At 63.1% G+C, this 15,581-nt stretch carries 14 protein-coding genes; 6 read left to right on the top strand and 8 right to left on the bottom strand.

Translation table 11 applies throughout. The annotated features are described in order from the left end of the window. From JaAD80_RS30540 to JaAD80_RS04130, 4 genes are read right to left on the bottom strand one after another with little or no spacing between them, the layout of a single operon-like run. On the bottom strand, positions 1-177 hold the full coding sequence (locus JaAD80_RS30540; protein ID WP_180979294.1) for a hypothetical protein: 177 nt from the start codon (positions 175-177) through the stop codon (positions 1-3). Further along, on the bottom strand, positions 174-1,637 hold the full coding sequence (locus JaAD80_RS04140; RefSeq protein ID WP_102293010.1) for a DUF4178 domain-containing protein: 1,464 nt from the start codon (positions 1,635-1,637) through the stop codon (positions 174-176). The genes JaAD80_RS30540 and JaAD80_RS04140 overlap by 4 nt, the downstream gene beginning before the upstream one ends. A 21-nt stretch (positions 1,638-1,658) precedes the next feature. Continuing rightward, positions 1,659-2,699: an SPFH domain-containing protein gene (locus JaAD80_RS04135; protein ID WP_102293009.1), complete on the bottom strand. Its 1,041-nt coding sequence runs from the start codon at positions 2,697-2,699 to the stop codon at positions 1,659-1,661. 31 nt (positions 2,700-2,730) lie between these two features. Next, positions 2,731-3,117, bottom strand: coding sequence for a DUF350 domain-containing protein (locus JaAD80_RS04130; RefSeq protein WP_102293094.1), 387 nt, complete (start codon positions 3,115-3,117; stop codon positions 2,731-2,733). 59 nt (positions 3,118-3,176) lie between these two features. Here JaAD80_RS04130 and JaAD80_RS04125 point away from each other — a divergent pair, with 59 nt between their 5' ends. Both JaAD80_RS04125 and JaAD80_RS04120 read left to right on the top strand, forming a co-directional pair. Then, the gene (locus JaAD80_RS04125; RefSeq protein ID WP_102293008.1) at positions 3,177-4,688 is read left to right on the top strand and encodes a polyamine aminopropyltransferase; all 1,512 of its coding nucleotides are present in this window, start codon (positions 3,177-3,179) and stop codon (positions 4,686-4,688) included. After that, positions 4,688-6,319 carry an NAD(P)/FAD-dependent oxidoreductase gene (locus tag JaAD80_RS04120; RefSeq protein WP_102293007.1) on the top strand — a complete coding sequence of 544 codons (1,632 nt, stop codon included), beginning with the start codon at positions 4,688-4,690 and terminating at the stop codon, positions 6,317-6,319. Before JaAD80_RS04125 ends, JaAD80_RS04120 begins: the two co-directional genes overlap by 1 nt. A gap of 68 nt (positions 6,320-6,387) precedes the next feature. Here JaAD80_RS04120 and mmsB read toward each other — a convergent pair whose 3' ends face one another. From mmsB to JaAD80_RS30535, 4 genes are all read right to left on the bottom strand, one after another. Next, positions 6,388-7,605 (bottom strand): multiple monosaccharide ABC transporter permease, encoded by a 1,218-nt coding sequence (gene mmsB / locus JaAD80_RS04115; protein ID WP_102293006.1) that lies wholly within the window; start codon positions 7,603-7,605, stop codon positions 6,388-6,390. Further along, on the bottom strand, positions 7,595-9,136 hold the full coding sequence (mmsA, locus tag JaAD80_RS04110; protein ID WP_102293005.1) for a multiple monosaccharide ABC transporter ATP-binding protein: 1,542 nt from the start codon (positions 9,134-9,136) through the stop codon (positions 7,595-7,597). Before mmsA ends, mmsB begins: the two co-directional genes overlap by 11 nt. Before the next feature lie 48 nt (positions 9,137-9,184). After that, positions 9,185-10,207, bottom strand: a complete 1,023-nt coding sequence (chvE, locus tag JaAD80_RS04105) for a multiple monosaccharide ABC transporter substrate-binding protein (protein ID WP_308410556.1) — start codon at positions 10,205-10,207, stop codon at positions 9,185-9,187. Between the two features lie 171 nt (positions 10,208-10,378). Continuing rightward, positions 10,379-10,537 (bottom strand): hypothetical protein, encoded by a 159-nt coding sequence (locus JaAD80_RS30535; protein WP_180979293.1) that lies wholly within the window; start codon positions 10,535-10,537, stop codon positions 10,379-10,381. A 101-nt stretch (positions 10,538-10,638) separates the two neighbouring features. On the opposite strand from JaAD80_RS30535, the gene JaAD80_RS04100 reads away from it, so the two are divergent. The 4 genes from JaAD80_RS04100 to xylF all read left to right on the top strand — a co-directional run bounded on the left by JaAD80_RS04100 (position 10,639) and on the right by xylF (position 15,514). Continuing rightward, positions 10,639-11,799, top strand: a complete 1,161-nt coding sequence (locus tag JaAD80_RS04100; RefSeq protein WP_102293003.1) for a fumarylacetoacetate hydrolase family protein — start codon at positions 10,639-10,641, stop codon at positions 11,797-11,799. A gap of 27 nt (positions 11,800-11,826) precedes the next feature. Next, the gene (locus tag JaAD80_RS04095) at positions 11,827-12,594 is read left to right on the top strand and encodes an SDR family NAD(P)-dependent oxidoreductase (protein WP_102293002.1); all 768 of its coding nucleotides are present in this window, start codon (positions 11,827-11,829) and stop codon (positions 12,592-12,594) included. Beyond that, complete coding sequence (locus JaAD80_RS04090; RefSeq protein ID WP_374755224.1) at positions 12,579-14,375, top strand: IlvD/Edd family dehydratase; 1,797 nt, start codon at positions 12,579-12,581, stop codon at positions 14,373-14,375. Before JaAD80_RS04095 ends, JaAD80_RS04090 begins: the two co-directional genes overlap by 16 nt. Positions 14,376-14,539: 164 nt before the next feature. After that, entirely contained in the window at positions 14,540-15,514 is a 975-nt protein-coding gene (gene xylF / locus JaAD80_RS04085) for a D-xylose ABC transporter substrate-binding protein (RefSeq protein WP_102293093.1), read from the top strand. The last annotated feature ends 67 nt before the right edge of the window (positions 15,515-15,581 follow it).

Here is a 15,581-nt window from a genome sequence, read left to right as displayed (position 1 = left end):
TTACTTGTGGCTGCCGCCGCTGGAGCCGCCGCCATAGCTGCCGCCACCGCCGCCCGTGCGCGAACTCCAGCTGCTGCCGCCACCGGTGCTGCTGCCGGCCACCTTGAACATGCGCACCCAGTTGGCGGCCGTGACGGAAAACGTCACCATCAAGGCATAGATCACGTATTTACTCATGGGGGATTCTTTTCATTCTTGTCGAGGAAGGCGGCGGGCAGGAACAGCGCCAGGCAGCCCAGCAAACTCCACATCAGGGTGCTGGAAAACGAGACAAACATCGGGATCGCATTCAGCACCAGCACGATGACGATGAAAATCTTGGCAATGCCACGGTGGCTCAGCTGGATATTCGTCGTTTTGCTGGCGCCATGGAAGGCGGCGCCAAACCAGGCCGCCATCTGGTCATAGGCGACGGGCACGGAGCGCGACCAGGTCATTTCCTCGCCGGTGATTTCCGCCGCCAGCTTGGTTTGGCCATGCTCGAATTCCACCACCTGCGTGCTGTCGCCCACCGCCACTTTCCAGTTGAAGGCGCCAGCCGCGTACACGACCTGCGAGCCATAGCCATACAGCTTGCGGTAGGTGGCGCCATCGAGGGTGCAACTGTCGGCATCCACGGAAGCCCAGCTGGGCCAGTTCGGCAGCACGTTGGCGCGCGACCAGCCATCGTCCGTCTCCACCAGCCAGAAGAAGCCGGCGCGCGCGTTGTACAGCAGGTATTCGTTCCACTCGCTGCCTTCGTCGTCGGCGCGGCGCATCATGCCGATCACCGTGAAGTCCACATTGTTGATCTTCGCGCTGGCGCCCAGTTCCAGCGTGATGTCGGCGTTCTCGTGCACCTGCTTGCCGATGGCCAGCACCTGCGCTTCCGGGCCGCTGGCGTCGAGCTGCGCGTGGCAGGCGGGGCACACCAGCTGCGCCGCCGCGCCTGGGACGTACTGGATGCCGCTGCCGCAGGATGGGCAGTCGAGCGCATCGAGCTTGCCGCGGTACTTGCCGGCGCTTTTGGCGATGGCGTCGTCATCGCGCAGCAGCTGGCATTGCAAGCCATCCAGGGTGACGGCCACGCCCTGGTAGACGACGGGCTGCGGGCCATCCGTGTAGTCGAGCGTGACAAAGCTGGCGTAGTTGCGGAAATCCGCCACCTGGATGCGCCAGCCGGCGCCCACCTTGAACGGCAGTTCGCCCTGGCCGGCGATGCATTCGGCGCTGCGGATCTCGGCCGCCGTATATGGTTCGCCGCAGATCGTGTAGCGCCTGCCCGGCGCCAGTTCGCCAAAGGCGGGCAAGGTATCTTGCGTGCTGCGTTCGCGCGTCAGGGTGTACAGGCCGGACGAGTCGCCCAGCCAGGCGGTGCTGGCGTCATCGAACAGCAGATACCATTCGTTCCACGTGCCGGCGCTGTAGCGCTGCTGGATGCGCCCGACGACGGTGAAGTGCAGGCCATCGTGCACGCCGGCCGTGCCGATCTGGATCGGTGAATAGTCTTCCAGGACGGCCGACATCTTGCCCACGTCCCTGACGGAATCGGCGTCCTTGAGGATGGTGCTGTGGCAGTACTCGCACACGGCAAGCACGGAAGCGTGCGAGCGGAAGTGGACTTCCGCGCCGCAGCTGGGACAGGAAACAGTTTGCATGCAGTCGTATTTCGCTAATATTTAGCCGATCAGTTTTTTCAGCAGTTCAGCCTTGGCGCCGTCGTAGTCGGCTGGCGAAATGAGACCTTTGTCGAGCAGGCCCTTGAGCTTTTCCAGGCGCGCCTCGATCGGCTCTTCCACGGGGGCCGGTGGCGCGGCCGGCGCTGGCGCCGGGGCAGGCTGCTGCAGCGCATTGCCCATGCCTTGCGCCATCACCTGACCGATCGACAGGCCGGCGCCGAGGCCCGCGCCGATGCCGGCCATGCCGCCTTCATTCTGCGCCGCCAGCGGGATGGCGTTGGCGACCTGGAATTTGGTGTAGCCGCTCATCTTGTCGGCCCCCAGGCCGCCCTTCATGCCGGCCGAAATGCGCTCGTCGAGCGCCGCCTGCAATTCCTCGGGCAGGCTGATGCTGGCCACGTTGAACTCGTCGAGGCCCACGCCGTAGCGCGCGAAGGCCTGCGCCAGGCCATCCTTGACCTCCTGCGCCATCAGCGCCTGGTTGGCCGCCATGTCGAGGAAGGGCACGTTCGCGCCGCCCAGCGAGCTGGCCATGCTGGACATCAGAATGCCGCGCAGCTGGTCTTCCACTTCATCGCGCGTGTAGACCTCGCGCGTGCCGCTGATTTCGGTGAAGAAGGTGCGGGCGTCGGCGATGCGGTACGAGTACATGCCGAAGGCGCGCACGCGGATCATGTCGAAATCCTTGTCGCGGATGGTGATCGGCTGCGGCGTGCCCCACTTGCGGCCCGTCTGCACGCGGGTGCTGAAGTAATACACGTCCGACTTGAAGGGCGAGTCGAACAGCTTGTCCCAGTTTTTCAAGTTGGTCAGCAACGGCAAGGTCTGCGTCGTCAGCTTGTGCGTGCCGGGGCCGAAGACGTCGGCGATCTTGCCTTCATTGACGAAGACGGCTACCTGCGATTCGCGCACATTGAGGATGGCGCCGTTCTGGATCTCGAAATCCTGCATCGGAAAACGCCAGGCCAGTACGCCTTCCGTCTCTTCGTTCCACTGCAGTACGTCGATAAACTGCTTCTTGATAAAGCTGCCGAGGCTCATGATGGATGTCCTTGAAGAAGATAAAGCGGTGTCAGGAAATGCAGGCGGCGTTGATGGCGCCGAGCGACAGGGAAATGGCGCCCAGCAGCCCGCCGAAGGCGCTGTTGTTCGATTCGATCTGGTCTTTCGACATGCGCAGCAGCCGCGTGGTTACCACATACACGAGCAGCTGCACCACCATGGCGCCGAAGGCCCAGGCGAAAAACTGCTGGTAGTCGGCCGTGTGCATCAGCGACGAGGCGATGGTGGCGGAAAAGCCCAGCAGCGCGCCGCCCAGCGACAGGGCCGCCGCGTGATTCCCCTGGCGGATCAGCAGCACTTCATTGTAGGGCGTGACGCGTGTATAGATGATAAAAAAGGCAATCAGCAGCGTGGCGGCCAGTATAAGATGGATCAGATAGTTTAGGATGGCGGGCACGGCATTCCTCGCAATGAGCATTTGATAACGTCAACGCATATTAGAACAAAAAAAGTCCCATGAACAAAAAGATTCTGATTTTGTCTGTCTTCGTGGTCGCCTCCTGCGGCCTCGCGTATGAACTGATCGCCGGCGCCATGTCCAGCTACCTGCTCGGTGATTCCATCCTGCAGTTCTCCACCATCATTGGTTGCTACCTGTTTGCCATGGGTGTGGGCGCTCACTTTTCAAAGTATGTGAAGGACGACGACGTGCTCTCGCGCTTTGTCGACATCGAGCTGGCAGTGGGCTTGATCGGCGGCTTGTCGGCCGCGATCCTGTTCATGACGTTTTCGTGGATGGCGGCGCCGTTCCGCACCTTATTGTATGTGATGGTGTTCCTGATCGGCGCACTGGTCGGCATGGAAGTACCGCTGGTGATGCGCGCCCTGAACACGCGGCAGACGGAATTTTCCGAGCTGGTCAGCCGCGTGCTGACCTTCGATTACCTGGGCGCGCTGGCTGTCTCGCTGCTGTTCCCGCTGGTACTGTCGCCGTATCTGGGCCTGGTGCGCACGGGCTTCTTGTTTGGCATGCTGAATGTGGGCGTGGGCCTGTGGAGTATCTATGTCTTCCGCGCGGAGCTGAAAAACCTCACGGGGCGCCTGCTGCGCGCCTGCGCCGTGATGCTGCTGCTCGTCGCCGGCTTTGCCATGTCGGACCGCATGGTGGCCTGGGGAGAGCACGGCCTGTTCGGCGACCAGATCGTGTATTCCACCACCACGCCCTACCAGCGCCTGGTGATCACGCGCTGGAAGGACGATACGCGCCTGTACATCAATGGCAATTTGCAGTTTTCCTCGCGCGACGAGTACCGCTACCACGAAGCGCTGGTGCACCCCGTGCTGGAAGCGCTGCCGTGGGCGCGCCGCGTGCTGGTGCTGGGCGGCGGCGACGGCCTGGCGCTGCGCGAAATCCTGCGTTATCCACAGATCGAACACGTCACCGTGGTCGACCTCGACCCGGCCATGACGGCCGCGTTTACCACGCGCCCGGAACTGGCCAAGCTGAATAATGGTTCGTTCTCGGACAAGCGCGTCACCGTCATCAACGCCGATGCCGCCGTCTGGCTGCGCAATAACCAGGAGATGTTCGATGCGGCCATCGTCGACTTCCCCGATCCGTCCAGTTTCGCGCTCGGCAAACTGTATTCGGTGCCGTTCTACGACCTGGTGAAAAAGCACCTGGCCGCCAAGGGCCTGATGGTGGTGCAATCGACGTCGCCATTTTTCGCACCGCACGCCTACTGGACCATCAATGCGACCTTGCGCGAAGTGGGCATGCGCACCTGGCCCTACCACGCCTACGTGCCCTCGTTCGGCGAATGGGGTTTTATCCTGGCCTCGCCCCAGCTCGACTACACGCCGCCGACGACCTACCGCCTGCCCATGCGCTACCTGAATGCGGACACCACGCGCGAGATGTTCATCTTCCCGCCCGACATGCAGCCCTTGCCGATGGCGCCCAACCGCCTCAATACCCAGTCGCTCGTGCATGAGTTCGAGCAGGACTGGAACCGGGTGATCCGCTGATGCAGCGCCGTTCCTTCATGCTGTGGGCCGCCGGCGGCACCGCGGCGGCGGCAGCCGGCATCGGCAGCATCGCCGCCTATCTGCGCTGGCAGGAAATCACGCCAAGGGTGCTGTATCCGGGCCGCACGGAAGGCCATTATCTGCGCGAACTGCTGCGCGAGCACAAGGCCTTGCCGCCGCCCTCCGAGACCATCGTTACCGACGTGGCCATCCTCGGCTCCGGCATCGCCGGCTTGACGGCCGCATGGCGCCTGAACAAGCTGGGGCACCGGGACTTTCTCATGATCGATGGCCCGCAGCCGTATGGCAACGCGGCCGGCGGGCAGTTCGGCGAGCTGGCGTATCCGACCGGCGGCCATTACCTGCCGCTGCCGTCGCCCGAATCGACGCATGTGCGCGAAATCCTCTTCGACCTGGGCATCATCGAGCGCGACCCGATGGCGGAAAAACCCTATTACGACGAGCGCTATATTTTGCACGCGCCCGAGGAACGCCTGCTGTTCAACGGCCAGTGGCAGGATGGCTTCATTCCCACCGAAGGCGTCTCTGCCGATGAACTGGCGCAGCACGAGCGCTTTTTTGCCGAGGTGCGGCGCTTGCGCCAGACGCATGGCAATGACGGCAAGCGCGTGTTTGTCTTTCCCACCGTGGAGTCGTCGCAGGATCCCGCCTGGCGCTCGCTCGATGACATCACCCTGAAGCAGTGGATGGAGCGCGAGGGTTATACCTCGCCCACCCTGCACTGGTACCTGAACTACTGCTGCCGCGACGATTACGGCACCCGCTACGACCAGGTCTCGGCCTGGGCCGGCCTGCACTATTACTGCAGCCGCTGGGGCCAGGCGGCAAATGCAGGCAATGGCGCCTGGCTGACCTGGCCCGGTGGCATGCAGCCGGTGGCCACGGCCATGGAACACGCCTCTGGTGTCAAGCGCCGCGCCGGCACGGTGGTCTCCGTGAAGACCACGGCGCAGGGCGTCGAAGCGCTGTGCCTGGAGCTGATCGATGGCCAGCCGCGCACCTATCTGCTCAAGGCGCGCAAGGCCATCTGCGCCATGCCCGTGTACGTGGCGGCCCGCGTGGTGGAGAACATCGCCAGCTATGGCTTTGACGCGAAGCGCGACACCCCCGCGTATGCGCCATGGATGGTGGCGAACTTTTTACTTAAACGCTTTCCCGACGAACTGCCGCATGCGCCCCTTTGCTGGGACAACGTGGTGTACCAGGAACCGGGTCTCGGCTATGTCGTCGCCACGCACCAGGATATCCGCGTGCGTCCGCCCGAGAAAACCGTCTTCAGCGCCTACGTGGCCCTGTCCGACCGCACGCCGCAGCAAGCCCGCAAGTGGCTCGATACGGCCAGCCCCGAAGAATTGCTGGCGCTGGCCAGCGTCGATTTGAAAACGGCGTATGGGCGCGATTTCGCCAGCTGCGTCGAGCGCGTTGACATCACTTTGCGCGGCCACGCCATGGCCGCGCCGCTGACGGGCTTTCGCAGCAATGCGGGCCTGAAAGCCCTGCGCGAGCATGATGGCGCGATTCTGTTTGCGCATGCCGATTTGTCGGGCTTTTCCGTGTTCGAGGAAGCGGCGTGGTGGGGTGACAGGGCGGCGCGGCTGGCGATCACATAAATGAAAAAGGCCGGCGCAAGCGCCGGCCAGAGCCCCCTAAGGCTCGAACCTGTGCTTCCTTGTTCTTCTCATTTATTTTTATTTATGACGTCGATGAACACGGCCGCCAGCAGCACAAGGCCCTTGATCACTTGCTGGTAGTCGATGCCGATGCCCATGATGGACATGCCGTTGTTCATCACGCCCATGATGAAGGCACCGATGACAGCCCCCATCACCTTGCCCACGCCGCCCGAGGCCGAGGCGCCGCCGATGAAGCAGGCGGCGATCACGTCCAGCTCGAAACCCGTGCCCGCCTTGGGCGTGGCCGTGTTCAGGCGCGCGGCGAAGATTAGGCCGGCCAGTGCGGCCAGCATGCCCATGTTGACAAAGGTGTAGAAGCTGACACGCTCCGTCTTGATGCCGGACAGGCGCGCCGCCTTTTCATTGCCGCCCACTGCATACACGCGGCGACCCAGCACCGTGCGGTTGGTAACGAAGGTGTAGGCGACGATCAGCACCGACATCACGGCCAGCACATTGGGGAAACCGCGGTAGGACGCCAGCAGGTAGCTGAAATACACCATCACGGCGGCAAAGATGCCGTTCTTCAGCAGGAAGAAGGCGCGCGGTTCGTTTTCCATGCCGTGCCTGAGCTGCTTGGCGCGGCTGCGCAGCGAGGTGACCAGCAGCGCGCCAGCGGCGATCACGCCCAGCAGCAGCGAGAAGCCGCGCAGGTTCTCGCCGCCGAACGGGTCGGGCAAAAAGCCCGAGCTGAGCATCTGGAAGCCTTCCGGGAAGGGGCCGACCGACTGGCCGGCCAGCAGCGCCAGGGTCAGGCCCTTGAACACCAGCATGCCGGCCAGGGTGACGATGAAGGACGGAATTTTAAAGAAGGCGACAAAATAGCCTTGCGCACCGCCGATGACGGCGCCGGCCAGCAGGCAGACGATGCTGGCGGCGACAAAGTTCATTTCATAGTTGACGATCAGGACGGCCGCCAGCGCGCCGACGAAGCCGACCACGGAGCCGACCGACAGATCGATATGCCCGGCCACGATGACCATCAGCATGCCCAGCGCCATGATGACGATGTAGCTGTTCTGCAGCACCAGGTTGGTCAGGTTCAGCGGCTGCATCAGGGTGCCGTCCGTCATGTACTGGAAAAAGCCCATGATGACGAGCAGCGACAGCAGCATGCCGTAGTCGCGCATATTGTTCTTCAGGAAGCCGGCGTAGCTCTTGGCTTGCGGCGCGCTGACGGGCGCGGCGCCCGGCACCGCGTCCGCGGTCAGTTTATTGTCCATGGTGTTCTCCGTGTGTGACGATGGCGCGCATGATTCTTTCCTGTGACGCCTCTGCTGCGCTTAATTCGGCCGCGAAGCGGCCTTCGTTCATGACATAGATCCGGTCGCACATGCCCAGCAATTCGGGCATTTCCGAGGAAATCATGATGATGCATTTGCCTTCGGCGGCCAGCTCGCTGATGATGCTGTAGATTTCGTACTTGGCGCCCACGTCGATGCCGCGGCTCGGCTCATCGAGGATCAGGATGTCGGGGCGTGAAAACAGCCACTTCGCCAGTACCACTTTCTGCTGGTTGCCGCCGGACAGGTTGACCACTTTTTGCAGGATGCTCGAGCAGCGGATTTTCAGCTTGCGGCGGAAATCGTCGGCCACGCCGAATTCGCGCGCCTCGTCGATCACCATGTGGCGCGACACGGCGTCCAGGTTGGCCAGGCTGGTGTTTTTCTTGATGTCTTCTTCCAGGATCAGGCCCAGGCCCTTGCGGTCTTCCGTCACATATGCAAGGCCATGCGCGATGGCCTTGCCGATGGTGCTGACGTCGATTTCCTGCCCGTTCTTGAGCACCGTGCCGCTGATGCGCTGGCCATAGGCGCGCCCGAAAATGCTCATCGCCAGTTCCGTGCGCCCTGATCCCATCAAGCCGGCGATGCCGATGATCTCGCCCTTTTTGGCGTGCATGCTGATGCCCTTGATGACAGGGCGGTCGGCGTGCTCGGGATGGAACACGCGCCAGTCGCGCACTTCGAAAATGGTCTCGCCGATGCTGGGCGTGCGGGCCGGATAGCGGTCGGCCATTTCGCGTCCGACCATTTTCTCGATGATGCGGTCTTCGCTGACGGGCTTAATGCGACAGTCGAAGCTGTCGACCGTGTTGCCGTCGCGTAGCACCGTAATGGCATCGGCGACGCGCGAAATTTCGTTGAGCTTGTGCGAAATCAGGATCGAGGCGATGCCCTGGCGCTTCAGCTCCAGCAGCAGGTCGAGCAGGGCCGCGCTGTCGCTTTCGTTCAGGCTGGCCGTCGGCTCGTCGAGGATCAAGAGCTTGACGTCCTTGCACAGGGCCTTGGCGATTTCGATCAGCTGCTGCTTGCCCACGCCCAGGTTGGTGATCAGGGTGTCGGGCGACTCTTTCAAGCCGACCTTTTGCAGCAGTTCGCGCGTGCGGCTTTGCGCATATTCCCAGTCGATCACGCCCATGCTGGCCGGCTCGTTGCCGAGGAAGATATTCTCGGCGATCGACAGCAAGGGCACCAGCGCCAGTTCCTGGTGGATGATGATGATGCCGATTTCCTCGCTGTCCTTGATGCCGCGGAAATGCCGCGTCTGGCCCTGGTAATCGATATCGCCCGTATAGCTGCCGTGGCCGTAGACACCGCTCAGCACTTTCATCAGCGTCGACTTGCCGGCGCCGTTTTCCCCCACGATGGCGTGGATTTCGCCGCTGCGCACCCGCAGGTTCACATTGTCGAGTGCTACGACGCCGGGGAAGGTCTTGCGTATCCCGCGCATTTCCAGGATCGTGTTTGTCATATAACCTCTCTGGGCCCGGCAGTGCCGGGCCTTGCATGCCGTCGATGCTTATTTCACTTGCGCTTCGGTGTAATAGCCGCTGCCCGTGACCAGCACCTGCTTCCAGTTCGCCTTGTCGACGGTGACGGGTTTGAGCAGGTAGGACGGCACGACCTTCACGCCGTTGTTGTAGGTCTTGGTATCGTTGACGGTCGGTGCCTTGCCCGACAACATGGCGTCGACCATGTTCGCCGTCACCTTGGCCAGTTCACGCGTGTCCTTGAACACGGTGGACGACTGCTCGCCGCGGATGATGGATTTGACGGACGGGATTTCCGCATCCTGGCCCGTGACGACGGGGAACGGTTGTTTCGGCGTGCCGTAGCCGACGCCTTTGAGCGACGACAGGATGCCGATGCTCAGGCCGTCATATGGCGACAGCACGGCGTCGACACGCGCATTGCCGTAGTAGGCGCTGAGCAGATTATCCATGCGCGCCTGCGCCACGGCGCCATCCCAGCGCAGGGTCGCCACCTTGTCCATGCCCATCTGCTTCGAGCGTACCACCAGCTTGCCGCTGTCAATGTAGGGTTTCAGCACCGACAGCGCGCCGTTGTAGAAGAAGTGCGCATTGTTGTCGTCGGCCGAGCCGCCGAACAGTTCGATATTGAACGGGCCCTTGCCTTCCTTGAGTTTCAGCGCCGATTCGATATAGCCCGCCTGCAGCACACCGACCTGGAAGTTGTCGAAGGTGGCGTAGTAATCGATGTTCTTGGTGCCGCGGATCAGGCGGTCATAGGAAATGACCTTGATGCCCTTGTCGGCCGCCTTTTGCAGTACGTTCGACAGGGTGGTGCCGTCAATGGCGGCGATCACCAGTACCTTGGCGCCCTTGGTGATCATGTTTTCCACTTGCGCCAGCTGGTTCGGGATATCGTCGTCGGCGAACTGCAGGTCGGTCTTGTAGCCGCGCTCCTTGAATACCTTGACCATGTTGTCGCCATCGGCGATCCAGCGCATCGAGGATTTGGTCGGCATCGAGATGCCGATCGCGCCCTTGTCCGCGGCATTCGCCATGGGAACGACTGCCATACCGGACGTCGCCAGCACCAGGCTCGCGGCCAGCATTTTCATTGTTGTTTTCATTTCAGGTCTCCACCGTCTTTTGAGTGTGAATGTGCCGGCGTCGTGGCCTCTGCGGGCCGCCTCCATGCCGATGGCCGCATGTGGGCCACGGCTGATACTAGTTTGTCCATACCTGCCTCACCAATCACTTTTTTTCGCATTGTCGATATCCAAAACGGTATCGATGGCACGATTGATGCGATGCGCCAAATTCCCTCTGTCACAGGTGGAAGCGGGGGCTTGCAAGGGGGCTTTTCGCGGCATTTTTTGGTGCACCGCAATACCAATAATCATCATGCAATTTGGTGATTTTCGTAATTGCGGTGACCCATGGCGGCGCGCAGAATCGGTTCGACCTTGAAGCCCGACCACCCGATGACCGTCTTTTGAAAGCTGACATGCTGCCGATTTCTCCCGCTTCCCTGCTACCCGCCGATCTGGCGCAAGCGACCCTGATTGGCCGCATCTGGCGCGACGGTCCCTGCATCGTCGCCGTGCGCGGCGGTGAAGTGGTCGATATCACGGACACCGTCGCCACGGTGGCCGAACTGTTCGAGAGCGACAATGCGCTGGGCATCGCCCGCCATGCGCCAGGCACCTCGCTCGGCCCCGTGCAGGCTTTGCTGGAACAGGCGCTGGCGGCGCCGCCGCATGCACCGCTGCTGCTGGCGCCATGCGATCTGCAGGCGATCAAGGCATGCGGCGTGACCTTCGCCGTCAGCCTGCTCGAACGCGTGATCGAGGAGCAGGCGGGCGGCGATGCGGCGCGCGCCGCCAGTTTGCGCGGCGCGCTGCAAGCCACCCTGGGCAGCGATCTGTCGGCATTGAAGCCCGGTTCCGATGCCGCGCAGCGCCTGAAGCAGCAACTGCAGCAGCGCGGCGCCTGGTCGCAGTACATGGAAGTGGGCATCGGCCCCGATGCGGAAGTATTCACCAAGGCGCAGGCCATGTCTTCGGTCGGCTGCGGCGCGCAAGTGGGCCTGCTGCCATCGTCCGCCTGGAACAACCCGGAGCCGGAGATCGTCCTGGCCGTCAACAGTCGCGGCCAGGTGCTTGGCGCGTCGCTGGGCAATGACGTGAACCTGCGCGACATCGAAGGACGCAGCGCCCTGTTGCTGGGCAAGGCCAAGGACAACAACGGTTCCTGCGCCATCGGCCCCTTCATCCGCCTGTTCGACGAGCACTTCACGCTCGATACCGTGCGCCAGGCGGAAGTGTCGCTGCTGATCGAGGGGGCGGACGACGGTTTTGTCCTGGAAGGCGCCAGTTTCATGCGCGAGATCAGCCGCGACCCGCTGGACCTGGTGCGCCAGACGGCCGGCGCCTACCACCAGTATCCGGACGGCTTCATGCTCTTCCTCGGCACCATGTTCTCGCCCGTGAAGGACCGCGGTGCGCAGGGCGGCGGTTTTACGCACCACCTGGGCGACCGCGTCACCATCGCCAGCGCCGCGCTGGGCGCGCTGGTCAACGAAGTGCAGCGCTGCGACGCGATCCCGCCCTGGACCTTCGGCGTGCGCGCGCTGTACCAGAACCTGGCGCAACGCGGTTTGCTTTGATCCGATTATTTTAAAAAGAGAGACACCATGCAGCATGCAACTTATCCCAGCCTGGCCAATAAACGCGTCGTCATCACGGGCGGCGGCACCGGCATCGGCGTCGCCATCGTCGAGGCATTCGCGCGCCAGGGCGCCCACGTCACCTTTCTCGACATTGCCCGTGACGCCTCGCTGGCGCTGCAGGAAAAACTCGCTCAGCTGCCGCAGCCGCCCGTGTTCCGCTACTGCGACCTGACGGACCTCGACGCCCTGGCCGCCACCTTCGCCGATATCGGCAACACCAGTGGCGCCACGGATATCCTCATCAACAATGCGGCCAACGACGACCGCCATCAGCTGCAGGACGTCACGCCCGCCTACTGGGACGAACGCATCGCCGTCAACCTGCGTCACCAGTATTTCTGCGCCCAGGCCGTGGCGCCGGCCATGCGTGGCAAGGGCAGCGGCGTGATCCTCAACCTGGGCTCGATTTCCTGGCACCTGGCGCAAGCCAACCTGTCGATCTACATGACGGCCAAGGCGGGCATCGAAGGCTTGACGCATGGCCTGGCGCGCGACCTGGGCGCCGATGGCATCCGCGTCAATTGCATCATTCCCGGCGCCGTGCGCACGCCGCGCCAGGAGCGCCTGTGGCATACGCCGGAAGCGGAAGCCGTGATCCTGCAGGGGCAATGCCTGCAGACGCGCGTGGAACCGGAAGACGTGGCGGCGCTGGCGCTGTTCCTGGCGTCCGACAACGCGGCCAAGTGCACGGGACGTGAATATTTCGTCGACGCGGGATGGTACGGCGCATGAACGTCACCGCTAAAGCACCGCGGCGTTTCCGTTCGCAGGACTGGTTCGACAATCCCGACCACATCGACATGACGGCGCTGTACCTGGAGCGCTTCATGAACTACGGCATCACGGCCGAGGAACTGCGTTCGGGCCGGCCCATCATCGGCATCGCGCAAAGCGGCAGCGACATCAGCCCGTGCAACCGCATCCACCTGGAACTGGCGCAGCGCGTGCGCGACGGCATCCGCGATGCGGGCGGCATCCCGATGGAATTCCCGCTGCACCCGATCTTCGAGAACTGCCGCCGCCCCACGGCGGCGCTGGACCGCAACCTGGCCTACCTGGGCCTGGTGGAGATCCTGCACGGCTATCCGATCGACGCGGTGGTGCTGACCACGGGATGCGACAAGACCACGCCGGCGCAGCTGATGGCGGCCGCCACGGTCGATATTCCCGCCATCGTGCTGTCGGGCGGCCCCATGCTCGACGGCTGGATGGACGGTGAACTGGTGGGTTCGGGCGCGGCCATCTGGAAGGGCCGCCGCCAGCTCTCCGCCGGCCTGATCGACAACGACAAATTCCTGCAGATCGCCGCCGCCTCGGCGCCGTCGGCCGGCCACTGCAACACCATGGGCACGGCATCGACCATGAATGCGCTGGCCGAGGCGCTGGGCATGTCCCTCACGGGCTGCTCGGCCATTCCCGCACCCTACCGCGAGCGGGGCCAGATCGCCTATGCAACGGGGCGCCGCATCGTCGGCATGGCGCACGACGACGTGCGCCCGTCGAGCATCCTCACGCGCGAGGCGTTTTTGGACGCCATCATCGTCAATGCGGCCATCGGCGGCTCGACCAACGCCCAGCCGCACCTGATGGCCATGGCGCGCCACGCGGGCGTGGAACTGCACTCGAGCGACTGGATGGAACACGGCTATGACGTGCCGCTGCTGCTGAACATGCAGCCGGCCGGCAAATATCTGGGCGAACGCTTCCACCGCGCCGGCGGCGTGCCCGCCGTCATGTGGGAGCTGCAAGAGGCGGGCTTGCTGCACGCGGACCGCTTGACGGTCACGGGCCAGAGCATGGCGGCCAACCTGGCAGGGCGCGAAAGCGCGGACCGCGAGATGATCCGTCCGTTTGCCGCGCCGCTGAAGGAAAAGGCGGGCTTCCTGGCCCTGCAGGGCAACCTGTTCGATTTCGCCATCATGAAGACCAGCGTGATTTCGCCCGCTTTCCGCGAACGCTACCTGTCGCGTCCCGGCAGCGAGGGCGTGTTCGAGGCGCGCGCCATCGTCTTTGATGGTTCCGCCGACTACCACGCCCGCATCAACGACCCGGCGCTCAATATCGACGACAGCTGCATGCTGGTGATGCGCGGCGCCGGTCCCGTGGGCTGGCCCGGCTCGGCCGAAGTGGTCAACATGCAGCCGCCCGATGCCTTGCTCAAGGCCGGCATTTTGAACTTGCCGACCCTGGGCGACGGACGCCAGTCGGGCACCTCGGACAGTCCGTCGATCCTGAACGCGTCGCCTGAAAGCGCTGTCGGCGGCGGCCTGGCCTTGCTGCGCACGGGCGACATCATCCGCGTGGACTTGCATGCGGGGCGCTGCGACATGCTGGTCGATGCCGCCGAGCTGGCACGCCGCGCGCAGGAGCTGCCGCCACCCGTCAACGACAGCGCCACGCCATGGCAGGAGATGTACCGCGCCAGCGTGGGCCAGCTGGAAACGGGGGCCTGCATGGAGCTGGCGCTGAAATACCGCGCAGTCGGCCAGACCCTGCCACGGCATAACCATTAGCAGCACGTAGGTCGGGGTAGGTCGGCTAGGTCGGCTTAGCGCTGCGCGCGTAAGCCGACAACACCACGATCAGCAAATTTTTCAGCAGTACCCGTAGTTAAAAAACGTCGTTAATAACATCCACAAGGAGACACACAATGAACAAGATCATCAGTGCAGCCATCATGACCGCCATGCTGGCATTGAGCAGCAGCGCCGCTCTGGCCGACGCGAAAAACCCGAAGATCGGTTTTTCCATCGACGATTTGCGCGTCGAGCGCTGGACGCGCGACCGCGATTTCTTCATCGCCGCCGCCGAAAAGCAGGGCGCCAAGGTCTTCGTGCAGTCGGCCGACGCCAGCGAACAGCGCCAGATTTCGCAAATCGAAAACCTGATCTCGCGTGGCGTGGACGTGCTGGTGATCGTGCCATTCAACGCCACTGTCCTCAACAACACCATCAAGGAAGCAAAAAAGGCCGGGATCAAGGTGCTGTCGTATGACCGCCTGATCCTGGGCGCCGATATCGACGCGTACATCTCCTTCGATAACGAGAAAGTGGGCGAGATGCAGGCCGAAGGCGTGGTCAAGCTGCAGCCGAAGGGCAATTACTACCTGCTGGGCGGCGCGCCAACGGACAACAACGCCAAGATGCTGCGCGAAGGCCAGATGAAAGTGCTCAAGCCCTACATCGACAAGGGCGATATCAAGGTGGTGGGCCAGCAGTGGGTGAAGGACTGGAGCGCCACGGAAGCCTTGTCCATCGTGGAAAACGCCTTGACGGCGAATAACAACAAGATCGATGCCATCGTCGCCTCGAACGACGGCACGGCGGGCGGCGCCATCCAGGCGCTGGCTGCGCAAAAGCTGGCGGGCAAGGTACCTGTCTCGGGCCAGGACGCCGACCTGGCGGCCGTCAAACGCGTGATCGCCGGCACGCAGGCGATGACCGTCTACAAGCCGCTGAAAACCATCGCCTCGGAAGCGGCCAAGCTGGCCGTGCAACTGGCGCGCAACGAGAAGCCAGCCTACAACTCCAGCTATGACAATGGCTTGAAAAAGGTCAGCACCGTGCTGCTGAAACCGACGCCGCTGACCAAGGCGAACGTGAACATTCTCGTCGATGACGGCTTCTATACCAAGGCGCAGCTGGGTAATTAAGTTCCGCGAGAATATTGGACGTAGGTCGGATTAGCGTAGCGTAATCCGACACCCGCCGGCGCTTGCA

This window comes from Janthinobacterium sp. AD80 (assembly GCF_002878455.1).
In the GTDB taxonomy this organism is placed as follows: domain Bacteria; phylum Pseudomonadota; class Gammaproteobacteria; order Burkholderiales; family Burkholderiaceae_D; genus Janthinobacterium.
Note: the sequence above shows the minus strand (reverse complement) of the source record. Positions and strands in the feature narration are given on the sequence as shown.